Source organism: Sedimentibacter sp. (genome assembly GCF_038562225.1).
GTDB lineage: Bacteria > Bacillota > Clostridia > Tissierellales > Sedimentibacteraceae > Sedimentibacter.
The window spans coordinates 63,058-86,921 of sequence record NZ_JBCFAS010000003.1 but is presented as its reverse complement, the minus strand read 5'-3'; the positions used below and the strand labels follow the sequence as shown (position 1 = coordinate 86,921).

The following is a 23,864-nucleotide window of genomic DNA, read 5'->3' as shown; positions in this document are numbered from 1 at the left end:
TTGTTTCTGTTGTTGTCGTTTCTGTTGTTGTCATTTCTGTTGTTGTCATTTCTGTTGTCGAAACGGTTGTTATCGTTTCTGTTTTCATTTCTGTTGTTATCATTTCTGTTGTTGTCGTTCAGATTTCTCAGCTGATCCCTGAAATTCTGCTGGCTGTCAAGTTTTGACTGCTCTTCTGTGCTAAACAGCCTGTCATTGTTATTATCTTTTCTGTTGTTGAAATTAAAGTTCTTTATTTTAAATCATCCTCTCTAAAATAATATATGAGCTTGAGAGCTTCATCAGATATATTATCTGCATTAGATTATCAAATATTTATCCTTTAATTTCTATTATATTCATGTTTTTCCAATCAGCTGCAAAAATGATACATTGCAATGCCTGCTGCAATTGTGAGGTTCAAGGAATCTATTCTGTCCGTATGCTTGATAAGCACGCTTGTTCCTGCACCGGCAAAGCTTGAATCCAGTCCGGTTGCCTCATTTCCGAACACCAACGAGAATTTTTTGTATTCATCATGTTTTACATCCTTAAGCGATTTTGCACCATCCAGCATGAACGTGTAAATCATGTGCTCCTTGAATTCAGCCCTGTACTGTTCGAAATTGTCGTAATACCTGAAATTTACCCTGAACAAGGCACCCATTGAAGCCCTGATTACCTTGGGGTCGAATATATCCACACCGGGGCTGATTATAGCCAGGTCGCTGAGGCCGAATCCCACAAGCGTCCTTATTATTGTTCCCATGTTTCCCATGTTGCTGGGATTCACCAGAACTATGTGGGATTGACTGCTGCTTAAGCTGCAGCTGTATTTTTCAAAGACACCAACCACAAAACAGTTTTCCTTGTCAGCTACCTTGTTGATAGCCTTGTCATTGATTTCAGTCCTGATGTTGTGTTTCCTGCACAGTTCGAAAATGTCAATTGAATTGTCCGACCTGTAGCTTGAGCTTACAAGAACCTTCACCACAGCCTGAGGCCTGGACGTAATGAGCTCCACCGTTGGAAACATTCCAAAGGTGTACGAATGTTCAAAACTTTTTTTGTATGATTTAATTTCCATAAATACCTCCTAAAACAAGCCCACTGTCTTCATGACGAAAATGAACATGAATATGGTGAACGGGCTGAACATTGTGGACACAAACACCAACTGACCGGCAAGCTCGTAATTGCAGTCGTACTGCTGAGCCATGGTATAGCTTGAAACTGCCACCGATGGTGCAACCATGCTGAACAGAGCTCCCAGCTCAGGTCCTCTGAAGCCGAAGCTCAAGGCAGCCAGAATCACTGCTGCAGGGATTACAATGAGTCTGCCTGTGGTTACAACAGCAATGTACTTAAGGTTATTGTGAATGTTCTGAACCTTTATTTCGCCACCAAGCGCCATGAGCGCCAGAGGAGTGGCCATGTTTGAAACATCATTTATCGTTTTTTCCACGAAAATGGGAAGCTTTATTTGAAGAACCGAAACCAATATTCCTATGACAGAACCGACTATAAGGGGATTTGTAATTATGTTTATGAAGTTATCCTTTATGTCGCTTTTATCATTTGAATACATGTCTAAAATTATAACTGCCATAAAGTTGTAAATGGGTATTATTATGGCAACCAGCGTAGTGACTGCTCCCAGCCCTTCGCTGCCGAAAAGGTTCTGGCTCAGTGAAACACCGAACAAGACGAAGTTGCTTCTGTATAGTCCCTGGATGATAACACCGCGGTTTCTGTTGTCCTTTTCAAGTCTTGGCACGGTAAGAAGTGTTATGCCGATTATGGCAAAAACAACAACCACTGCAAAAACAATCAGTTTTATGTTGACTTCGCTTGAAAGCTTGCTTTTGTAAATATTGTTGAAAAGAAGCACCGGAAAAAGAGCCTTAAATGCAAAGCTGTTTGCCTTTATCAGAAACTCCTCGTCAAATATCTTGATTTTTTTTAGAAAGGCTCCAAGTACCATCAGCAAAAATATAGGAGCCACCACATTTAGCGAGAATATTAAATTTTCCAATTCAGTCCATCCTTTAAGTTATTGTACTTCTGTCAGGTAAGCGTATATAAGTTTTATTGTGTTTTCAATTCCGTCAATGTGAGTTCTTTCCATTCCGTGGGAAGCGTGGACACCGGGGCCGATGAGGCCTCCTCTTATGTCATTGCCGCCCTTCAGTGACGATGAAACGTCAGAGCCGTACATGGGGTAAATGTCAACAGCATGTCTTATGCCGTGACGCCTTGCCAGTTCAATTAGTCTTCCCGTTATGTCGTAATCGTACGGTCCGGAGCTGTCCTTGGGACAGATTGACACTTCCTGTTCCGTGCATGAAAGGTCAAGACCCACACAGCCCATGTCTATGCCCACAAGCTCGTCAATGTCATCGGGGATGTTTGCACAGCCGTGGCCTACCTCCTCATAGGTGGATATTAGTATCTTCACCTTGTTTTTCGGTTTGGTGCCCAGACGTCTGAACAGTTCAAGAAGGCTCAGAGCACATGCTGTGCCTGCCTTGTCGTCCATGTACCTGGATTTGATGAATCCTGAATCTGTAACGGTGAACTTGGGGTCGACGGATATGTAGTCTCCTGTTGAAATACCAAGCTTTTGAACATCTTCCCTGTTTGAAGCAGCCTCATCTATTCTCACCATCATGTTTTCTTCGTTTCTGTCCCTTGTCTTTGCATCCTCAAAAACATGTACCGAAGGTGATGAGGAGAGAATGGTGCCTGTGTAAATCTTGCCGGACCTTGTGTGTATTTTGCAGTATTCCCCGTCAAGTGTGGGAAGCAGGTTTCCCCCTATGGATGTGAACCTTATTGTTCCGTGTTTGTTTATGGATCTGACCATTGCTCCCAGCGTGTCCACATGCACCGGAATACCTATGCAGTAATCATCAGACTCCCCTTCTATTTCAATTATGCCGTTTCCTTTTTTGTTTCTTTCAAATTTGTAACCCAGTTCAAGCGCAAGTTTTTCTATAAATGCAATTACATCCCTGCAGTATCCCGTAGGGCTCGGTATGTTAATAATCTGCTCCAGCAGCTTCAGTGTAAATTCTCTGTTCAACTCAATATTCATCATAAACCTCCGTATACTAGTTGATTATACTACCTGGATACTGTTTAGTTCAATACTTTTAATTGCATCTCTTTAAAATTGAATATATAATATTCATATAGCAATCATAGAAGGGGGTATAACATGGAAAACCTAAAACTTAGAGATTTTTTAGACTACAGGTTCTTGTCTGGGCTGGAGCTTTCCCCAAACAAGAAATTTGCAGCATTTGTTGTGAACGAAGCGGATTACGACGACAACAGGTACCTGTCAAACATCTGGATTTACAACTGCATGACCGGTGAGCACAAGAGGCTGACAACTTCAAACAAGGAAGGAAACTTCATATGGCTTGACAATGACACAATCCTGTTCCCGTCATTGAGGGATGAAAAACTGAAGAAAAAAATTGAAGACGGCGAGCACTGGACTGTATATTACGCCATAAATATTCATGGAGGCGAAGCCTTTGAATACATGCGCATCCCCATGAACGTGAACCAGATAAAGAAACTCGCAGAAGAAAAATTCCTCATTGCGGCAACCTATGACCACTACGGAATCAATCTGCACTCCCACAAGGGTGAGGAGAAGGCCAAGGCCATAGATAAGATCAAGGAAAACAAGGACTATGAGGTTCTGGACGAAATACCGTTCTGGGCAAACGGTGAAGGCTTCACCAACAAGAAAAGAAACAGGCTCTACCTGTTTGACAAGGGCACCAAGGACATAGTTTCAATCTCCAACCAGTTCGAAAATGTTGATCTTTGCAGTACCAAAGACGGCAAAGCTCTTTACGTTTCACAGAACTACACAAATAAGCTTGAACTGACAAACGAGCTGTACATATATGACTTGTATTCTAGCCAGTCAAAGAGGCTTGTTGAAGAGGAAGAATACTTTATTGATTTTGCTGAATTTGTAGAAGACGAAATAGTCTTTGCAGCAACCCCCATGGACAGGTACGGACTCAACCAGAATATGAGCTTTTACATCCTGAAGGGAGGAGATGCCCGCCTTTTAAGCAGCCATGACTTTGGAATGCACAATTCCGTTGGGTCTGACTGCCGCTACGGAAGCGGAAAAGACAGAAGGGTGTTTGACAACTGCCTGTACTTCGTATCCACAGAAAGCAAAAGCTCATTCATTAAAAAGCTGTCCCTTGACGGAACCATCGAAAAGCTCACTTCAGACAACGGCTCCATTGACTGCTTCGACGTATGCAACGACGGCATAATTTTTGTGGGCATGAGGGGCACTAAGCTGCAGGAAATTTACAGCCTTGAAAACGGAACTGAAATACAGAAAACAAAATTCAACGAGAAGATTTGTGAAACAAGAAATGTAGCCGTTCCTGAAAGGCTGAGCTTCATAAACGACGGAGTCACCATAGAAGGTTATGTATTAAAGCCTGTCAACTTCGACGAAAAAAAGATCTATCCCGGAATTCTTGACATTCATGGAGGACCGAAGACCGTCTACGGCGAAATATTCTATCATGAGATGCAGTACTGGGCAAATGAAGGATACTTCGTGTTCTTCTGCAACCCCAGGGGAAGTGACGGCAGAGGCGATGAGTTTGCTGACATAAGAGGCAAGTACGGAACCATCGATTACGATGACCTGATGAAGTTCACTGATGAGGTTCTAAAAAAATATCCTCAGATAGATTCAAGCCGCATAGGTGTCACCGGCGGATCTTACGGAGGATTCATGACCAACTGGATAATAGGTCACACGGACCGCTTCAAGTGCGCCGTTTCTCAGAGAAGCATATCCAACTGGATCTCAAAATTCGGCACCACAGACATCGGTTACTTCTTCAACGCCGACCAGATATCATCTACTCCTTGGGACAATGTGGAAAAGATGTGGTTTCACTCGCCGCTTAAGTATGCAAACCAGGCAGTGACGCCCACACTGTTCATACATTCCGAGGAAGATTACAGATGCTGGCTGGCGGAAGGCCTTCAGATGTTCACTGCCCTCAAGTACCACGGGGTGGACGCAAGACTTTGCATGTTCAGAGGAGAAAACCATGAACTGAGCAGAAGCGGGAAACCCCGCCACAGAGTGAGAAGGCTCGAGGAAATGACAAACTGGTTCGAACAGCACCTTAAATAATTTAATGGGAACAGGCAGATATTAATCTGCCTGTTTTTTACACAATAAAATCTTCCAGACATCTGGAAGACTTTATCAATGTACTATGTTATACCAGATTAGCAGTGACCTTTGTCGCCGCATGTGCAGAACAGAATTACCAAGAGCAGGAAGAAGAACAATAAGCTGTCGCTGTCGCCGAAGCCGCCTACTCCGCCTAATAATCCGTCATCACCTGAGAAACATGCAAGAACTACCAGCAGCAGGAAGAAGAACAGTAAGCTGTCTCCGCTATCTCCAAATATATTGTCAAACATATAGTACCTCCTAAAATTGATTTTGTTATATATTATTCATAAGAGATTTTATTGTTACTGCATTTAATCATTTAATGATTTTAAAAAAAATATTAATTTATCAACAAAATTTTCATTTTTGCCGCAAAAAAACCTGTCACGACCATCACGGCCGTCATAGCACGGGAGCATGCGGTGCTTCTTGCAATTGCATCTGTTGTCTTCAACATCGTCAATCAAGTCCAATAGGCAATCCCTCGAACATTCATTGCTGCAGTTGTTGTTGGTGAGCCTGTTCAATATGCAAATGAGTTCGATTATGTCGCACATCTTATCATACATTTCCTGGTCGGGATTTCTTCTGTCCATATGTCACCTCCCATCATTTTACAGTATTATATGAGTGGGTTTTTGGCTTGACATACGCATTTCAACAAATTGTAAATATGTTATATATTTTTATTAAGATTTGTTATATAATAGTGACATATAATTTTAACCGAGGTATAAACATGAAAACATTCAGCAATATTGTGATAATAGCTCTGATTGGTCTTTTTTCATCAACATACTTATTTAATCTTTCGCCCATTGACTACAGAGGAACCATCGAAATTGAGACTCCTGCGGAGGAAAGCACATTGAAGCTTGAAACTGACAAAAAAGAGCTTCTTAATCCCGAATCCATAACCATAAATCATGTGTCCGACAAGGAGGAAGTGTTAAAAAGCATTGCTAACAGCATCTTCACTGTAAGTATATACAGGGACAGCGCAGCAGTTAAGGAAAACCTGACAAACCTTGAGCTTGTTTCTCCCTCCAACAACATGACCATATCAATAGATACGGTTAACCCGATGGTCACAACTCTGGACATAAGCCAGAAAAAACTTGGACTTGAGGACGGCACCTACAGCTTTGTATTCAGCTCAAACCTCATCGCCGACAAGAACAAATCATCGGTTTCCGTCAGCGTAACCTATGACACTCAGGGAACCTACTATCCTGCATCCGATGCTGCCCAGGCCGGCAAGAAAGGTCTTACTCTTTACTTTGCATCGCCCTATGCAGACACTTTGATTCCGGTTACCAGATTTGTGGTTGAAGATAAATCAATAACAAGAATGGCCATCGAGCAGCTTCAAAACGGACCTGTTTCAGGGAGCCTGAAGACAGTCATAGGAGACGTTACAAACACCACCTATAACAACGGCAACGTGGTAATAGACATTCCAGGTTCCTATGCAAATTACAACAACGGAAGCACAGGGGGATTGATGGCTTACGATGCGTTCAGAAAGACCATCTTCGCAGTAAAAAGATACTGGCCCATATACAACCTGACGTTCACGGTGGACAGAAAGCATGTGGATTCATATTTCCACGGTATAGATAAAGTAAATGCCATTCCAAGCACGGATGATAATTATGTACTCTACATGGCATACAAGATTGACGGCAGATACTATCTCTTTGAATTCAAAACTGATGAAACACTGACAGGAATAGCTTCAGGTGAAACAGCTGAGCTGAAGGCACAGAAATTGTTCGATGCCTACAAGGACACATCATTGACTTACGGAATCAACCCAATACCGGAAGGTGTTGTTCTAAACAGCGCTAAAATTCAGGGAACGCAGCTTATGCTTGACTTTGGTGACAGCCTGTTGAAAGCATACAGCGGCAAGAACGATTTGCGGCAGATGATGATTGATTCATTTGCATATACATTTAATACAATACCCGGCGTAGACAGCATAAAAATAACCGTGAACGGTGACGCCCTGAACAGCTTCATCGACGGAAAGGACCTGTCCGGTGCCATATACCCTCCGGAATTCATAAATCCGGAAATAACAAATGAACAATGACCAGAAGGAAGGGAATTAAATGAACGGCTTTAGAAATTTCATGACAGGAAGGTACGGAACAGACCAGCTTACTGTTGCCATGCTGGTTTCGGGAATGGTTTTCACATTCATAGGAGACGCCTTCAGACTTGAAACACTGACACTTTTAACATACGCAATCTTCATAGGCTGCGTATTTAGGACAATGTCAAGAAATATTTCCGCAAGGCGCAGCGAAAACCAGAAGTTTATGAAATATTTCACCCCTGTCATGACATGGTCAAAATCAAAGTACAACATGATCAGATCAGGCAGAAGCTACAAATATTTCAAGTGCCCCAACTGCAATCAGCAGCTTCGCGCACCCAGAGGAAAAGGAAAAATTGCCGTCACATGTCAAAAATGCGGCATAAAGTTCATACAAAACTCATAACAACAAAGGTCCGTCCCAGAATTTTGGGACAGACCTTTTTGTTTGTTATGATTCAAGAAGTTCTCTTCCGATAGGAGTGTTCCTGAAAACTGCCAGGAACATCACTGCCACTATTATTCCAGCCACCGACTGAATTACGTTGCCCGGAATCTCGCTTATTGTCGTGATGAAATTTCCAACCATCAGCGACCCCACCACATAGTATCCGAATATCTGCCAGATGCTTCCGAAAGAAGCTCCCAGCACCCATTTGTTTCTGGTATCAGGAAGTCTCTCAATTACATTTCCCATAATGAGAGCCATCACTCCCTTGATTATGAATGTGGGAAGGGCATAGTAGCTGTAGCCTCCGATGATATCGGCAAGGGCGGCTCCTATGGATCCTGCCCAGGCTCCATTTTTCTTTCCTAAAAGAATTACTGCTATGAATATGAATCCGTCTCCCAGGTGGGTGTATCCGTTTGTCACCACGGACGGAACCTTGATTATGAACGTAGCTACGCATATCAGCGCTGCAAAAAGCGATGTGTAAACCAAATCTTTTATGTTTTTATCCTTCATGTTTTAGCTCCTGTACAATTAATATAATATAATTATACAATTAACTGTACCTGTTAAAAGATACAGTTTTATATTTTGTCCAGGTGACAGTTTCGGAAATTTAAGGAATAAAAAACCGGCTCAGAATGACATTGGATATACTGTCATTGAACTAAACCGGTTATTGATTTAGAAATATTCTTTGAACTGTGAACGAAGAACCTTTGTGCAGGTTTGTTCTCCCTTTTCCGCCAGCACACGCTCGTCTACACCCGTAAGATGACCGTCCTTGAATACAACCTTTCCGTTTACCATCGTCATCCAAACCGGTCCTGTTACACCTGCCCTCGCCAGCAGGTTCTTAGGGTCATGAAGAGTTCCTGTCAGCTCCAGAACGTCTGTGTCTATCATGAACAGGTCAGCTGCCTTGCCCTCTTCCAGAGAACCCAAATCATTTCTTCCCAAAGTTTTTGCTCCGTTTACAGTTGCAACCTTCAGCATGTCATAGGGCGAAACGCAGCCTCCCCTGCTCTTGCTGTGATATGCCTGCATGATGTAGGCCATCCTCAGCGCATCAAGAAGGTTAGAGCTGTCATTGGTTGCAGAACCGTCCGCTCCCAGGCTCACCAGCACACCTGCATCCAGAAGTGCCTTGATGTCCAGTATGGGGAATCCGCCCAGTACAGCCGGTGCCGGGCAGTGAGATATGCCTGTTCCCGTTTCAGCCATAAAACGGTACTCATCCTTTTCAATTTCCCATCCATGAGCTATCCAGACGTCAGGTCCCACAAAACCTATGTCATTGCACCATTCAAGACTTGTTTTGCCACACCTGTCCATTATTATGCTCCTGTCTCCCTCATAAAGGTGAGTGTGAAGGCGCACTTTCTTTTCCCTGGCAAATGCAACCGACTCCGTGAATGTTTCCTTGTAGCTGTTTATGGGCTGACATGGAGCAACAACAATCTGCTTCATGGAAAATGGCTTCGGATCATGGTAAAGTCCAATGATTCTTTCGCAGTCCTTCAGGAACTCGTCTGTGGTTTCCAGCATGCCGTCCGGTATTGTGCTTCCTTCGCTTTTTGGAAGGGTGTTTGTTCCTCGTCCTGCATGGTACCTGATCCCCAGCATTTCTGCCGCCTCCATCTGGCGGTCCACAAGATGCTTTCCGGATACGCTAGTGTAACAGTATTGATGATCAAAGGCACATGTACATCCGTGCTTTACCAGATCAGCCATGGCGGTGAGAGATGAATAATAAATCACATCCTCCGTTACCTTTGAAAATATAGGATAAATCTTGTCAAGCCAATCCACTACAAGCATATTGGGATAGTCGATGGACATTATGTTTCTCACAAATGTCTGAAAAAAATGATGGTGGGTGTTGATGAGTCCCGGATAAACAAACTTATCCCTCGCATCTATGACCTCGGCACCTTCACATTCAAGATTCTTCCCGATAGCTTTTATTTCGGGACCTTCAATCAGCATGTCAGAATCATAATGCACCATGTCATCGCCGTCACATGTAACAATTGCTCTTGCGTTTTTTATCAAAATTTTATTTTTCATTTTATTCCTCCCAGAATTCATAAAGAAGTTACTTCAGTATCATATAGATCAATCTGAAAAGCAAGAAAATATTTATTTATCTTGCTCCACGGACATATATCTTGCCAAGCCCATCAGGGTCGTTGCTTTTTCCGATGGATCCAAGAAGTGCTGCCAGCGTGAACACATAGGGCAGCATTGCCAGAGCCTGCGGAGGCAGAGGAACGCCCAAAGCCTGAAGCCTGATCTGCAAGGCATTGGCAATTCCGAATATCAATGCTGCTCCGAACATTCCCACAGGCGAATACCTTCCCAGGATAACTGCAGCCAAGGCTATGTAGCCGCGCCCGGAAGTCATGTTTTCATTGAAAACTCCTAGCTGTGCAAGAACCAGATGCGCTCCTCCGATTCCGCCCAAAGCGCCGTTAAGCAATATTGCCGCATATCTGTACCTGTTCACCGGTATTCCTGCCTGCTCTGCTGCCTTCGGATTTTCCCCGACAGCGGAAAAGCTCAGGCCGAGACCTGTTTTTCTGTAAAATACGGCTGCAGCAATAATCAGCAGGTATGCTATGTATGCCAGCACATCCTGGTTGAAGAACGCTTCACCAAGAACCGGTATACTGCTTAAAAGCGGAATTTTTACAACAGGTAAGGTTGCTATCTGGTGGTATGACTTGCTGCCGAATATGAGCTTGAACAAAAAGCTCGTAATTCCAAGGAACAGCAGATTAAGCGAAATTCCGCTCACTGACTGGTCCTTTGCAAGCTTGATGCATAAAACGCCATGAATTATACTTACGAGCATACCGCCTGCTATACCTCCCAGAAGTCCGGCAAGGCTGCCGCCTGCAAATGAAGCTGCAAGAAAAGAGAAAAATGCGCCGCTTAACATTACGCCTTCCATTCCTATGTTCAGGATTCCTGTCTTCTCCAGAATGGTTTCACCGAGTCCGGCGTACATGAGGGGCAAGGCCATTCGAACCGCAGATGACAACAGCGCCGTAACAAAACCAATTGTAAGTACCTGTTCTAACATTTGCCCTCCTCCTTCAAGATTGCTTTTTTGTTTATTACAACAGCAGGTTTACGGCAGAACAAATCTTTTGACATTATCAGTATTACTGCCAGACCCACCAGTATGTTCACAATTGCCGACGGTATCCCAAGCTGTCGCTGCATTGAATTTGCACCTACCTGAAGGGCAGCAAATCCTGTGGATGCTCCGAACACGCCTAACGGATTGTTTGATGATAGCAGTGCTATGAGGACTGCATTGTAGCCGCAGTTCGCCGAAATTCCCTCCAAAAGTTTCTTCTGAATTCCCAGGACTTCCGTAGCACCGGCAAGCCCTGCCAGTCCTCCGCTTACTATTGCAGCTATTATGATACTTCTTGCGGCAGATATGCCGTTGCATGAAGCAGCCTGCTTGTTGAGACCCACAGCCTTTATCTCAAATCCCAGCGTTGTTTTCTCCAACAAAAACCATGTGATAGCAACAGCTGCTACAGCAATGAGAAATCCGGCATTGAGCCTTGAGGGGGGCAGCAGAAGCGGGAGAACCGACTCTATCTTTGCCGACTGAGGTACGCTGCCTGCCGGATCCATCAGAAATGTTCTTACCGCAATTCCGACGAAGTTGATTGCTATATAGTTAAGCATTATGGTTACAATTATTTCAGAAATTCTAAACCTTGATTTAACAATGGCAGCAATCAATGACCACATTCCTCCTGCTGCAAATGCTGCCACAAATGAAAGAACTATGCGCAGAACTCCGGGCAGTCCAGGTAGTCCCAGAGAAACCGCAGTTGCTGCAACTGCTCCCATGTAGAACTGCCCTTCAGCCCCTATGTTGAAGAAACCGCTTCTGAAAGCAACCGCGCAACCCAGTCCTGTAAATATCAGTGGAGTTGCTTTTACAAATATTTCCAGGAATCCCGCCTTGCTTCCGAATATACCTCTGAAGAACATGGCGTATGCCTCCGCCGGACTTGCTCCGCTCAGGAGAATCAGTGCAGTGGCAACAGTCAGGGCAAAAAGCACTATGAAAATAATTTGTACTAATTCCTTTTTTTTATTCATTTTCCACCTCGGCTATTCCGCCCATCAAAAGTCCGATTTTCTTCACATCGGCTTCTTCCCGTTTTAAAACTCCCATTATTTTGCCCTCGAACATTACAGCTATTCTGTCGCTGACAGCCAGGATTTCTTCCAGATCAGCAGAAATGAGTATTACGCTTTTATTGTCGTTTCGTTTGTTCAACAGGGCGGTTCTTACGAATTCCGTGGCACCTATGTCGAGCCCTCTGGTAGGCTGATTTGCTATCACTAGCTCAGTCGACCCGGATACCTCCCTGGCAACAATGACCTTCTGCTGGTTTCCGCCGGACATGAGCTTAACAGGCGTTTCCTCACGGCTTTGTCCGGAAGCCTTTATGCGGTATTCTTCCATGGATTTTCTGGCTTCACAGGCTATAACCTTTCTGTTCAGCACAAATTTATTTGAATAGGGTTTTTTCCTGAATTCACGCAGCATCAGATTGTCCATGATGTTCATTTCCAGCACCAGACCGTCAGCATGCCTGTCATCCGGTATGTATGAAATGCCCCTGTCAAATCTGTCCCTGACCTTGCTCCTGTTTATGTTTTTTCCCTTGTATATGATGTCGCCTGCCGTGTGCCTTGTTATTCCGGCTATGACTTGTGCAAGCTCCTTCTGCCCGTTACCGTCCACACCTGCTATTCCAAGCACCTCTCCTTCATAAACAGTCAAGGTGATGTCTTTGAGGCTTTCTTTCCTTCTTTGCTTCTTCAGCGTCACATTCTTCAGCATGAGAATTTCATCTGATTCTTTTTTTGGTATCATATCATAAGACTTGGCCGTCTCTCTGCCTATCATGTAGTAAGACAGCTCATCCGGGCTTGTTTCGGATGTCTTCTTGGTCACAATCACTTTACCGTCGCGAATAACCGTCACCATGTCGCTGATTTCCATTACTTCGCTCATTCTGTGGGTAATGATTATGACTGCATAACCCTCTTTCTTCAATTTTCTGAGAACATCAAAAAAGTGCTCTGTTTCCTCCGGAGTCAGAACCCCGGTGGGCTCATCCAAAATAAGAAGTTCTGCCTTTTTGTACAGTGCCTTCAATATTTCCACCCTTTGCTGCTCTCCCACGGACAAATCACTAATTCTTGAATCAAGGCTCACGCTGAGGTTGTATTTCTCAGCAAGATTTCTTATTTCAGCCCTGAGTCTTGCTCTTGGAATAAACAGCGCTGAATGCTTCAATCCCAATATTATGTTGTCCAGAACCGTCATCTTCCTGACCAGAGAAAAATGCTGGTGGACCATTCCTATACCGCTGGCTATGGCCTCCATGGGAGAATCAAAGTAAACTTGTCTGCCCTTCCATATTACCTGGCCATCATCAGCAGTGTATATGCCGAACAAAATATTCATAAGCGTGGTCTTGCCTGCGCCGTTTTCTCCCAGGAGAGCGTGAATGTGTCCCTTTTCAACCGACAGGCAGATGGAGTCATTCACCAGCGCCCCGTTGAAAGATTTGCTTATGTTTCTCATCTCTAAAATTGACATGTTGTCTCCTTGAGTTCAGAATACAATGCACGGTGCCGATTATATCAGCACCGTACATTTAAATTCCATATTGTAATTGTGATTATTGTCTTACTACCGGATCATAAGGAGCCTTGAAGGCACCTGATTTGATTTCTTCAATCTTGTTGTTTATCATAGTTCTTACTTCTTCAGGTATTTCATTTTCCATTTCATGATATGAAGCCAGGCTCACAACTCCATCAGCCATTCCAAGGTACCTTACCTCGCCCTTGAATTCCCCGTTGATTACATCTGACACAGCAGTTTCTATTACAACAGGAACATTGTAGATTGCTGAAGTGAGAATTGTTCCGGGAGCCAGCTCATACTGGTCGTAGGAGTCTCCGATTACATAGATGCCTGCATCCTTTGCTGAATTGATTGCACCGGTTCCGCACTCGTTGGCACAGTGTTTTATAACATCAACTCCATTTTCGATCATGGCGGTTGCTGCTTCCTTGGCAAGAGCAGTGTCTGTGAATGAACCTGTCCATGCTGTCTGAACTTCTATGTCCGGATTCACGAATTTAGCTCCGTCTTCAAAGCCGTTTACAATTTTAACGAGCGATGCGCCTTGGATAGGTCCGATGGCTCCAACCTTGCCTGTTTTTGTCATGCTTGCTGCAAGCATTCCTTCAAGGAATGCTGTCTCTTCGCACTTCATTACATATGATGCCACATTTTCAGCGGCAGCTTCACTTTCTGTAATTACAAATCTAGTTTCAGGATACTGAGAAGCAACCTCAAGAGCAGGATCCCCGAATTCAAATCCATGTCCTATCACTATATCATAACCTGAAGCTGCGTAATCTGTGAACGCTGCAGCTATATCAGCCGTACCCAGGTTTTCGGTATAGGCAATTTCACATCCGAATTTTTCCTTTACTGCCAGCAGACCCTCGTAGGCAGTCTGGTTCCAGCCCATGTCATTAACTGCACCGGACACGCACAAAGCAACCTTCAAAGGCTCTTCAGCCTTTGTTTCTTCAGCAGGTGCTTCAGCCTTTTGAACTGTTTCTTTAGAGTTGGAGCAACCTGTCAAAGATAGTACAGCCATGGCCAAACATAACAAAACAATCAAAAACCTTTTCATAAAATATCCTCATCTTTCGTATGTAATTATTATATATGTTGCGTTCATTATAATGAATGGCATAAATAAAGTCAATGATTATTTAAATATTTTTATTTGCATTCGTAATAATACGAATTATTAAATTTTCTAAAATTTGTCATGTTCGTATTTTGCCTTTTGACTGCAGACTTTTTTATGATTTGCTAACGCGGTGGATTTCTGATATAATTACAGGACATAAAACAGGAGGAAAAAAGTATGGATGACATAGATTTACTGGCCATCGGCAATTTCATAAAACAAAAACGCCTGGAACAGGGACTGTCAATCCGGGAACTATCGGCAAAATCAAATGTCGCTGCCGGAACCATAAGTCAAATAGAGACAGGAAAAACATCACCTAACCTGATGTCCCTCAATGCTATCTGCAATGCTCTGCGATTTCCCGTATCGGCTTTATTCATAGAAAACAGTTCAGATAAAATCAAGCTTGTTCGAAAAAATGAACGAATGACATTTGTAAGAAACGTAAGTAACGGAAAGGAACTTCTGGAATCCAACATAACAAAGGGTGAAAATGAAATGTGGGGAAGTATCGTGCAAGTGCCTCCCAAGTCGGATTCAGGCCCTTATTACTATCACGACGGTGAAGAATTTGTATTCATACTGAAAGGAACCCTTACCTTTGACCTTGAGAACAATCCCGCCTACATTCTGGATGAACATGATACCCTGTACTATCCCAACAGTATAGGGCACCGCTGGATGAACGAAAGTGATGATGAAGTTCAAATGCTCATAGTTTCTACTTCTCAGTACAAGCTGAAAGAATAGTGCAAAAAAACAAGGCACCCTGTCTCGGCAAAGATTCAGCCCGGCTTCCTCGCGTCACACGAAACGGTCTACTTACTGCTGCTTCCTTCCGGACCTGACAGGGTTCATAGGGTTTCGTTGCGCGAGACCAGATTTTCACTATGCCTCGAACAGAGTGCATTAAGATAATAGCACAAATGGTGCCGTGTGTCAATGTCAAAAATTTCAATGTTGCTTCAATAAAAAATTTAATGTTACTTCAGCACCTCGAGAGTCTTTTCCTCTTCAAACTGCCTGGTGTAAAGTTCATAGTAATAACCCTTCATTTCGATGAGGCTCTTGTGGGTGCCCTGTTCCACTATTTTGCCATCCCTGACAACCAGAATGACATCGGCCTTTTTAATGGTGGAAAGCCTGTGGGCTATTATAAAAGACGTACGCCCCTTTAGCAGGTAATCTATGCCATGTTGAATTAGTTTTTCTGTCTGGGTGTCAATGGACGAAGTGGCCTCATCAAGCACGAATATCCTCGGTTTAGCCAGAATGGCCCTTGCTATGGAAATGAGCTGTTTTTCACCGGTTGACAACTTGTCGCCCCCCTCGCCCACCTGGCTGTCGTAGCCGTGCTGGAGCTTTTCCGCAATATTGTTGACAGAAACTATTTCTGCTGCCTTTATTACATCGTCCCTGGAAGCATCAAGATTGCCGTACCATATGTTTTCCAGTATGGATCCGGAAAACAGGTGGGGATTTTGAAGGACGTATCCTATTTTGGAATGAAGCCACAGCTGTGACCTTTCTCTGTAGTCTTTCCCGTCAACAAGTATCTCTCCGGTCGTTGGTTCAAAAAATCTGCAGGCCAGGTTCACCAGCGTGCTCTTTCCTGCTCCCGTCTCTCCCACTATTGCCACGTTGGTGCCTGCCGGTATGCGGAGATTGAAATCCTTCAAAACTTCCTCGTCTCCGTCGGGATATCTGAACGTCACGTTTCTGAACTCAATTTCGCCGGTTATCTCCTCCCAGTTTTCCTTTCTGGGATTTATACTGTCTCCGTATACCCTTATTACTTCGTCGCTGTCCTTAATCAGCGGCTCCATCTCCAGAAGGTCTGTAACCCTTTCAACATTTGCCTGCAGGGCTACCACATCTGTATAGGTCTTGGCCAGCTGCTGCACCGGTTCGAAAATGTTTATGGCATAGGCCAAAAATGCGGATAGGGTGCCTATCTTCATGGCATCCTCCATCGCCAGAGTCCCTCCCCTTGCCAGCACTATGGCAGTTGCTGCCGAACCGAAAAATACTATTATAGGTATGTATACTGCATTGAGTCTTGCCATTCTAATGGATGAACTTTCCATGTCCCTGCTCACGGTCTTAAATTCCTCAAGGCTCTTTTTTTCTATTACCAGGGCCTTTGTTGTTCTGGCTCCAGTTATTCCTTCATTGAAGCTGCCTGTAAGCCTGGAGTTGACCTTTCTAAGTTTCCTGCTGGCAAGGAGCATTTTTTTCTGAAAGTACACAGTTACTGCCGCCATTACGGGAATCACAGCCATAACAACTGCAGCCAGCCTTGCATTGAGCAGAAACATGGCCGTAAACGCCCCGGCCACATATGTGACGGACCAGAAGACATCTGCGATGCTCCAGGCAATCATGGTGCCAATCTTATTTGTATCGCTGAGAGTTCTGGCAAGAATGTATCCCACAGGAGTTGTATTGAAATATGAAAGGGACAGATTTTGAAGATGAGTGAAGATTTCCTTCCTCAAATCCTTTCCGATGTGCATCTCAACCTCTATGGCAAGTCGGGCAAAAATGTTTACGAGAGCTGCCATGGTCACAAGCACTGCTGCATATGACAATGCAAACAGCCCCAGGTTTTCTGTGCTTTTTTTCACAATGAAATTATCGACGGCATATTTTTGAAACAGCGGCATGGACAGATCCAATGAGGCAATGAAAAGCATGAGCACAACAACACCGGCTATTTTTCCCCTATATGGGGCAAAAAACCTGAGAAGCTTAAGCCATGGCTTTATGTCAATGCTGCTGTTGTTTGAATCCTCTTCGTAGTAGTTCATAATACCTCCTACCCTATGTCTTCAGACAAATTCATCTGAACATCGTATATATCCCTGTATATTCCGTTTCTGTTTATGAGCTCCTCATGGGTACCCATATCCGCAATTTTTCCCTTGTCAAGAACAAGTATTGCATCTGCCTGCATGAGAGTCGTTATACGGTGGGATATCAAAATCACCGTTGAGCTTCGTTTGCTTTTTTTCAGGGCTTCGCGTATTTTTGCATCTGTTTCGGAATCCACTGCAGAAAGAGAATCATCAAAAATCATTATGGGTGTTTTCTGAAGGAGCATCCTTGCGATAGCCACTCTCTGCTTCTGTCCCCCTGACAATGTAATTCCCCGTTCACCCACTATGGTGTCATACCCTTTCGAGAACTCCTCTATGGCGTCATCAACCTGCGCAATGTTTGCAGCCTCCTTTACTTCCTCCATGGAAGCGTCACTGTTGGCTATGGTTATATTGTCATGAATGGACCTGGAGAACAGAAACGGCTCCTGCATGACCATACCTATGTTTTTCCTTAAATATTCCCTTTTTATTTTTCGAATATCCACTCCTCCGATGGAAATGGTGCCGCATCCTTCCGGAAGGTCGTAGAGACGGTTTAATAGATGCAAAAGAGTTGTCTTTCCGGAGCCTGTTCCGCCAAGTACAGCAAAGGTCGTTCCTGCTTTTATAATAAAGCTTACGTCATCCAGAACAGGCCCGCCTTCGTCATATCTGAATGTAACATTTTTGTATTCTATATCCGCGTTCATGTCTGCTTCCACTGAATCAGGACTGTCTGACTCCTCTGACTCCCTCAAGATTTCACATATCCTCTGGGCAGAAACCTTTGTCTTGCTCAGTTCCCCAAGGATTCTTCCGAAGCTTCGAAGCGGCCATGCAATCATGCTTGTGTAGGATACAAAAACCAGAAAATTTCCCAGTGTAATCTCACCGTTTACAGCGGCCATGGAACCTATAACCACAATTGTCGCTACCATGAGTCCCGTAACCAGATCTCCGATGCCCCAGTAGTATCCCAACTGATATCCCAGCTTAACCCAGAGGTTGGAAAACCTCAGGTTTTTCTCCGAAAATTTCTCTATTTCATACTTTTCCCTTCCGAAGGCTCTCACAACCCTAACTCCGGTCAGATTCTCCTGTGTGGCTGTGAAAAGCTCTCCTTCCGCTTCATCGGCATCCTGAAACTTTCTGGACAGAATCCCGTAAAATATGGACGAATATAAAACCACAACAGGCACAAATGCCAGAACCACCATAGTCATTTTAAAGTTCATGGAAAACAGGATAAACAGCGGCACGGACACAAGCATTGATGTCCTGAACATCTCTGAAACCTGAGTGCTGATGAAGTTTCTTAAAACCTCAACGTCAGAGGTTGCCCTTTGAATTATTTCTCCAGTCTGGTTTTTGATGTGCCAGCTGTAAGGAAGATTCTGTATGTGGCCAAAAATGCTGTTTCTGATGGTCTTCACTGTTCCCTCGGCAAACTTTGCAATTGAGATTCTTCCCGCATAGTCGCTGAGCGAGGTTATAAGCGCCAGGGACAGGACAAATACAGCGCATATCCATAAATTTTGCCTCAGCCCTTCCCTTCCGCCTGCCATTGCGATGAGGTTCATGATGGGAGCAAAAAAGCGGTACGGCAGGTCGTCTATTACAGAATCAACCGTAAAGCTTATGACCAGCGGTGTAATGAACCCCGTTCCAACTCTGACAACGGTTGCCGCAGCAGAGGAAAACATGAATTTTCTGTAACCTTTGGAATATCCATAAATCATTTTCAAATTTGAATTCTCTTTATTTTCCATATGCCCTCCGTCAAAAAATCCCAAGGCTGGACTTGGGTTAGCGACGCATAAGTAATCTAATTGGTATTGTTTATTCATTCTATAATAATTTTATATGACTGTCAAACATAATAAATTCTGATATTATTTGCCAAATATATATTTTTACAGTTGAACGGTTGGTTGTGAAACTCAAAATAAAAAATGAGGGGTAAACTCCTCGCCAGACTATTGAAAAACTACGAATTTGTCATCCTGAGCGTCACAGCGAAGGATCTCCTAATGTTTAAATGATGAGATTCTTCAGGCTTCGCCTTCAGAATGACATGTTCGAAAGACACTTTGTCGTAAAACTAAAACGAGGAGCCAGGCTCCTCGTTTTGATTTGTTTTGTTATTTTACTGCTGCGTAAGCTTTTTCCACTACGCTCTGGAAACCGTCTACTCCTACTGTTACAGATGATACCAGGTCAGCGTCGGTTGTTGTTCCTTCTTCATCAACAGCGATGCCTTTAACCTCTTCTGCAGTCTTTCCAACTATGAATTTAGCAAAAGCATCTGCCTGCTCGTACCATTCTTTTCCGATCTGAGAAGCCTTCTTCATTCCATAGTTATCGCCTAATTCATTTTTAGTGAATAATTCAGCTTTTAGGTCTGTAGTGATTTTTCCGGTAACATCAAACTTAACATTTGACTGTGATGCGTCTATGATGCTGCCTGTAATTTTTCCGTCAGCGCCGAATGTTGTTGCTGTATAGGTTGTGTAAGCCTGTGCAAGACCTTCTGCGTCTGCAGCTGCATCCTTGGATTTAGCTATTGTAGTCAAAACTCCAAGTCCAAGCTCGTCATTTTTTGTTGCTCCTACGAACTGAGCGTTTTCAACAGCCTTTTCTACTGCAGCAACGTATGAGTTGATTTTTATAGTAACAGATGAAGTCAGGTCAGCTGTTGTAGGAACTCCTGTGTCAGTTACAGGTATAGCTTTGATTTCTTCAACTGTTTTTCCAACGAAGTAATCTGCCAGAGCATTTGCCTGTTCAAACCAATCCTTGCCCAGTGAAGAAGCCTTTGCCATTCCATAGTCAGTGCCAAGTTCTTGTTTTGACTTGTACTCAGCTTTAACGTCAGAGCTTATTTTTCCTTCTTTTGTAAAGTTAATTTTTGTCTGTGCAGTGTCTATAGCTGCTTGAACTATTTTCCCGTCCTTGTCAACTGTTACGGCTACCACAACTGAGTCAGTCTGTGCCAAACCGTCTTTTTCGCCTGCATCAGCTGATTTTTCAACTGATGAAATAACTGCAAGTCCAGTTTTTACTGAATCTTCAGTAACTGCCGGTTCTTCTTTGGCAGGTTCTTCCTTTGTCGGCTCTTCTTTTGCCGGTTGTTCAGCTGCCGGCGGAGTTGATGCCGGTGCCTCTTGTTTTGCGCATCCTACAAATGCAAACAAGGTCATAGTTAAGACCAGTAATAACGCTAATGATTTTTTCATTGATACCCTCCATAGATACAATACTTTTTATATATAACAGCTTTCGCTGGTTATATCATGTTACATCGTTGATACAATTTTAACAAATTGTTCGCCTATAGTCAACAATTTTGATTTTCCAATATACTGAAATACTGTATGATTTTACATTATTGTTTTTCTCTTCACAAAGTCTTATGCATTTTAACATGGTAACTAAAAAAATCAACCTCAAACCCCAACTTTAACAAAATATTAAAATTTCAACCAGATGTTTCCCACATATGACATTTATAACGAAATAATTTGCAGAGTTTTTCATCGAAATCCAAAATATTAAAAAAATAAAATATTTAATTTTTGTATCTTCATAAAATCTTCATATTTATTATTTATCAATAAATGTATTATTCATAACTTTCTAAATTTTGCTAAAAACTGTTGCTCTCCTCTGGCGTATCCGAAAAAATTTATACCGCAAACGCTATAGACATGTTTAGACAAATAAGTTAAAATAAAACAAAGCAGATTGCTTAACGAACAAACATCGGAAAGAAGGGATATAGTGACTAACATTACTAAGGAAGAAGCCTGGGCTTTGCTGAAGGAATATAACAAGGATGAATTCCATCTTAAGCATGCTGAAACTGTCAGCTTTGTCATGGAATACTTTGCCGGAAAACTCGGCTTTGAAAATGAAGAGGAATTTTGGGGAATCGTAGGACTGCTGCATGACCTTGATTTTGAAATGTACCCGGAAGAACACTGCATTAAGGTTCAGGAAATACTAAATGAAAGAGGAATAGATCCAAGGATTACCCGCGCTGTTGCCAGCCATGGCTATGGCCTTACTCCTGTGGACATCAAGCCTGAGCACCTCATGGAAAAAATTCTGTTCGCAACTGACGAACTTACAGGCCTCATTTGGGCAGCAGCCTTGATGAGACCGTCTAAGAGCACTCTGGACATGGAACTGAAATCCCTGAAGAAAAAATACAAGACTCCGAGCTTTGCTGCCGGATGTTCAAGGGATGCCATTCAACAAGGTGCCGACATGCTGGGCTGGGAACTTGACGAGTTGCTTTCTCAGACACTGGAAGCAATGAGAGCGTACGAATCTACTAATAATTAAAAGTATAAAGGGACTGTAGCATTAAGTACATTTTCTGTCATCGTGAGCGATAGCGAAGAATCTCATATGTTGTAATGATGAGATTCTTCAGGCTAAGGCCCTCAGAATGACACGATAATAATTACTAATGCAACAGCCCCTTTTCAATTGTATCTACACTGCTGCAGCCGCAGCCTTTTTCGATTTCCTGATTTTGTTTTTTGCAGCTACAAATGCAAGGCATGAAAGTATGGTAGACGGCATGACGGTAACCGTATAAAGTATCAGCTGCTTCGTTACGGACAGCAAACCGATGTTTTGAGCATACATTATTGACATTGTAAGCACCAGAGGGTGCATGAGGTAAATGTAATAGGAACTTTGTCCGAACAGCTTTATGAAGCTGTAGCTTTTTCTTAACCTTTCCTTCATCTCAAGCCCCACGCAGTAAACAAAGAACACCGATGCCACGGAAAAAACAAACCATACATATGTTATAACAGCCATGTCATAATAGGATACCACAGTGTATACAATACATGAAGCAAGGTAGGCAACAGACAATAGCAACCTGTTTTTCTGAATCCAGTTCAGATACTTGTCCCTCTCCAGCGTTACGTATATTCCCCACATATAAAAAACCATGTACTTTAAAAACAGCCTGTCAGACAATTCAAACCTGATGAATTCCGCACTCAGCATGGTAATGATACCTGCTGCAACAAGAATCGGAATCTTCCTGTCTGTTTTTTTAAGGATAAAGAAGAACAAGGGACCCACCACATACATCTGAGTGATAATTATGACAAAGTACAGATGGTAGGACATGGTGCCCTGTAACACGCTCTTTACAAAAAAAACCGGATTCCAGCTGTAATATCCCAGCTTCATATACACAGCATAATAGATGATGCTCCAAACGATGTATGCCACAAGCACCTTGGACAGCCTCCTCCCAAGGAAGGAAAAATAATTGAACTCTTTTTTCCTGTAGCTGTAGAAGCTTGTTACACCACTCAGGAATATAAATATGGGCGTTGTGAACTTCAGGCTCCTGTTAAGCAGCAGAACAGCCTTGTAAGGAAAGCTTCCGTGGATGTATCCGGTTACGCCGGTGGCAGTGATGTGCACAATCATAACTGCAAGACAGGCAATAAACCTCATGTAGTCCAGTTCATAAAGCTTGTCTTTATTTTCATTTATCATTTGTTTCGTTTCGGTCAATGAACTCATTTTTTCAACTCTTTCTTAATAATATATTGTAGTGTACCACTTTGAAAGAATAAATGCAATAATAATTGCAACCTGTAAATATGTATTCGTCATTTTAATATTTATTCAATTCGTGTCACGTTATCCGGTGTTTTGCTATTTTTTATAATTATTTTTGATAATTTATTTATTTTATACGTTTTAGCGTATACGTCACAGCGAACTTATGGTACAATAATGCTAACATGAAAATGTGGATGGAGGTATTATATGTGTATTAAAGAGGCGGTAATAAAGCGAATCAATGAGATATGCGGCGACAGGGGGTTGGCTGTCAACAAGCTTGCAAACTTATCCGGGATAACTCCTTCAACGGTTTACAGCGTATTTTACAGCGACAGAAAAGACATAGGAATAGTATTGATCAAAAAAATCTGTGATGGTCTTGAAATATCACTGGATGACTTTTTTTCTTCAGAAATATTTGATTCCCTGGATCAGGAGCTCATATAAAGATAAAAGGGTGCTCTGCACCCTTAATTAGTATTGCCGTTCTTGATTTGTCTTAAGAGATAAATATATTTCTTCTCGGCAGCATCCACGTTGTATATGGCATAGTCCACCAAATCAGGCTCAGACACGTTCTCGAATATGTTTTTTGCATCTTCCCACTCTTTTTTAGCGTTCTCTATATTTATGTAGCAATCATTTTTGGGCTTTTCTTTTTTCGACTGTTTAAACATCCCCAGGATGTTACCTATGTTAAATTCCTTGTTAGATATTGTGTTCATGGAAAAAACCTCCTATCAATAATATTATAGACAGCAGGTTCCTTTTTATTCACACTATTCCA

The 23,864-nt window shown here is 42.9% G+C and carries 22 protein-coding genes and 1 other RNA gene; 6 read left to right on the top strand and 17 right to left on the bottom strand.

The features are described from left to right. Positions 1–352: 352 nt before the first annotated feature. The 3 genes from AAGU76_RS12305 to AAGU76_RS12295 are packed head-to-tail and all read right to left on the bottom strand — an operon-like array spanning position 353 to position 3,076. On the bottom strand, positions 353–1,066 hold the full coding sequence (locus tag AAGU76_RS12305) for a TrmH family RNA methyltransferase (protein ID WP_342485805.1): 714 nt from the start codon (positions 1,064–1,066) through the stop codon (positions 353–355). Positions 1,067–1,075: 9 nt separating this feature from the next. Next, positions 1,076–2,014, bottom strand: coding sequence for an AEC family transporter (locus AAGU76_RS12300; RefSeq protein ID WP_342485804.1), 939 nt, complete (start codon positions 2,012–2,014; stop codon positions 1,076–1,078). A gap of 18 nt (positions 2,015–2,032) precedes the next feature. Then, entirely contained in the window at positions 2,033–3,076 is a 1,044-nt protein-coding gene (locus tag AAGU76_RS12295) for a M42 family metallopeptidase (RefSeq protein WP_342485803.1), read from the bottom strand. A gap of 123 nt (positions 3,077–3,199) precedes the next feature. On the opposite strand from AAGU76_RS12295, the gene AAGU76_RS12290 reads away from it, so the two are divergent. Beyond that, the gene (locus tag AAGU76_RS12290) at positions 3,200–5,179 is read left to right on the top strand and encodes a S9 family peptidase (protein WP_342485802.1); all 1,980 of its coding nucleotides are present in this window, start codon (positions 3,200–3,202) and stop codon (positions 5,177–5,179) included. Positions 5,180–5,277: 98 nt separating this feature from the next. Here AAGU76_RS12290 and AAGU76_RS12285 read toward each other — a convergent pair whose 3' ends face one another. After that, positions 5,278–5,475 carry a hypothetical protein gene (locus AAGU76_RS12285; RefSeq protein WP_342485801.1) on the bottom strand — a complete coding sequence of 66 codons (198 nt, stop codon included), beginning with the start codon at positions 5,473–5,475 and terminating at the stop codon, positions 5,278–5,280. A 63-nt stretch (positions 5,476–5,538) separates the two neighbouring features. Beyond that, the gene (locus tag AAGU76_RS12280; protein ID WP_342485800.1) at positions 5,539–5,823 is read right to left on the bottom strand and encodes a hypothetical protein; all 285 of its coding nucleotides are present in this window, start codon (positions 5,821–5,823) and stop codon (positions 5,539–5,541) included. Positions 5,824–5,966: 143 nt separating this feature from the next. Here AAGU76_RS12280 and AAGU76_RS12275 point away from each other — a divergent pair, with 143 nt between their 5' ends. Continuing rightward, a complete protein-coding gene (locus AAGU76_RS12275) occupies positions 5,967–7,325 on the top strand; it encodes a GerMN domain-containing protein (protein WP_342485799.1) in 1,359 nt (452 codons plus the stop codon). 19 nt (positions 7,326–7,344) lie between these two features. Continuing rightward, positions 7,345–7,737, top strand: coding sequence for a hypothetical protein (locus AAGU76_RS12270; protein ID WP_342485798.1), 393 nt, complete (start codon positions 7,345–7,347; stop codon positions 7,735–7,737). Between the two features lie 45 nt (positions 7,738–7,782). On the opposite strand, the gene AAGU76_RS12265 is transcribed toward AAGU76_RS12270, so the two are convergent. The 6 genes from AAGU76_RS12265 to AAGU76_RS12240 form a co-directional block, all read right to left on the bottom strand. After that, positions 7,783–8,298: an ECF transporter S component gene (locus tag AAGU76_RS12265; RefSeq protein ID WP_342485797.1), complete on the bottom strand. Its 516-nt coding sequence runs from the start codon at positions 8,296–8,298 to the stop codon at positions 7,783–7,785. A 168-nt stretch (positions 8,299–8,466) separates the two neighbouring features. Next, positions 8,467–9,852, bottom strand: coding sequence for an amidohydrolase (locus AAGU76_RS12260; RefSeq protein ID WP_342485796.1), 1,386 nt, complete (start codon positions 9,850–9,852; stop codon positions 8,467–8,469). 76 nt (positions 9,853–9,928) lie between these two features. After that, the gene (locus AAGU76_RS12255) at positions 9,929–10,870 is read right to left on the bottom strand and encodes an ABC transporter permease (RefSeq protein WP_342485795.1); all 942 of its coding nucleotides are present in this window, start codon (positions 10,868–10,870) and stop codon (positions 9,929–9,931) included. Next, on the bottom strand, positions 10,864–11,916 hold the full coding sequence (locus AAGU76_RS12250) for an ABC transporter permease (protein WP_342485794.1): 1,053 nt from the start codon (positions 11,914–11,916) through the stop codon (positions 10,864–10,866). The genes AAGU76_RS12255 and AAGU76_RS12250 overlap by 7 nt, the downstream gene beginning before the upstream one ends. Further along, a complete protein-coding gene (locus tag AAGU76_RS12245) occupies positions 11,909–13,432 on the bottom strand; it encodes an ABC transporter ATP-binding protein (protein WP_342485793.1) in 1,524 nt (507 codons plus the stop codon). Before AAGU76_RS12245 ends, AAGU76_RS12250 begins: the two co-directional genes overlap by 8 nt. 82 nt (positions 13,433–13,514) lie before the next feature. Next, positions 13,515–14,546, bottom strand: a complete 1,032-nt coding sequence (locus tag AAGU76_RS12240; protein ID WP_342485792.1) for a BMP family protein — start codon at positions 14,544–14,546, stop codon at positions 13,515–13,517. A 240-nt stretch (positions 14,547–14,786) separates the two neighbouring features. On the opposite strand from AAGU76_RS12240, the gene AAGU76_RS12235 reads away from it, so the two are divergent. Further along, entirely contained in the window at positions 14,787–15,362 is a 576-nt protein-coding gene (locus AAGU76_RS12235) for an XRE family transcriptional regulator (RefSeq protein WP_342485791.1), read from the top strand. A gap of 34 nt (positions 15,363–15,396) precedes the next feature. Here the strand turns inward: AAGU76_RS12235 and ffs are convergent. The 4 genes from ffs to AAGU76_RS12215 all read right to left on the bottom strand — a co-directional run bounded on the left by ffs (position 15,397) and on the right by AAGU76_RS12215 (position 20,709). Continuing rightward, positions 15,397–15,496, bottom strand: an RNA gene (ffs, locus tag AAGU76_RS12230) — signal recognition particle sRNA small type. 99 nt (positions 15,497–15,595) lie between these two features. After that, positions 15,596–17,422 carry an ABC transporter ATP-binding protein gene (locus AAGU76_RS12225; RefSeq protein ID WP_342485790.1) on the bottom strand — a complete coding sequence of 609 codons (1,827 nt, stop codon included), beginning with the start codon at positions 17,420–17,422 and terminating at the stop codon, positions 15,596–15,598. 8 nt (positions 17,423–17,430) lie between these two features. Further along, positions 17,431–19,242 carry an ABC transporter ATP-binding protein gene (locus AAGU76_RS12220; protein ID WP_342485789.1) on the bottom strand — a complete coding sequence of 604 codons (1,812 nt, stop codon included), beginning with the start codon at positions 19,240–19,242 and terminating at the stop codon, positions 17,431–17,433. 372 nt (positions 19,243–19,614) lie between these two features. After that, positions 19,615–20,709 (bottom strand): hypothetical protein, encoded by a 1,095-nt coding sequence (locus AAGU76_RS12215; protein ID WP_342485788.1) that lies wholly within the window; start codon positions 20,707–20,709, stop codon positions 19,615–19,617. 544 nt (positions 20,710–21,253) lie between these two features. On the opposite strand from AAGU76_RS12215, the gene AAGU76_RS12210 reads away from it, so the two are divergent. After that, entirely contained in the window at positions 21,254–21,820 is a 567-nt protein-coding gene (locus AAGU76_RS12210; protein ID WP_342485787.1) for a hydrolase, read from the top strand. A 153-nt stretch (positions 21,821–21,973) separates the two neighbouring features. Here AAGU76_RS12210 and AAGU76_RS12205 read toward each other — a convergent pair whose 3' ends face one another. After that, complete coding sequence (locus AAGU76_RS12205) at positions 21,974–23,032, bottom strand: acyltransferase (RefSeq protein ID WP_342485786.1); 1,059 nt, start codon at positions 23,030–23,032, stop codon at positions 21,974–21,976. Between the two features lie 249 nt (positions 23,033–23,281). Between AAGU76_RS12205 and AAGU76_RS12200 the strand changes: the two genes are divergently transcribed. Next, the gene (locus AAGU76_RS12200) at positions 23,282–23,524 is read left to right on the top strand and encodes a helix-turn-helix transcriptional regulator (protein ID WP_342485785.1); all 243 of its coding nucleotides are present in this window, start codon (positions 23,282–23,284) and stop codon (positions 23,522–23,524) included. A gap of 23 nt (positions 23,525–23,547) precedes the next feature. On the opposite strand, the gene AAGU76_RS12195 is transcribed toward AAGU76_RS12200, so the two are convergent. Then, complete coding sequence (locus tag AAGU76_RS12195) at positions 23,548–23,802, bottom strand: YaaL family protein (RefSeq protein ID WP_342485784.1); 255 nt, start codon at positions 23,800–23,802, stop codon at positions 23,548–23,550. Between the last annotated feature and the right edge of the window lie 62 nt (positions 23,803–23,864).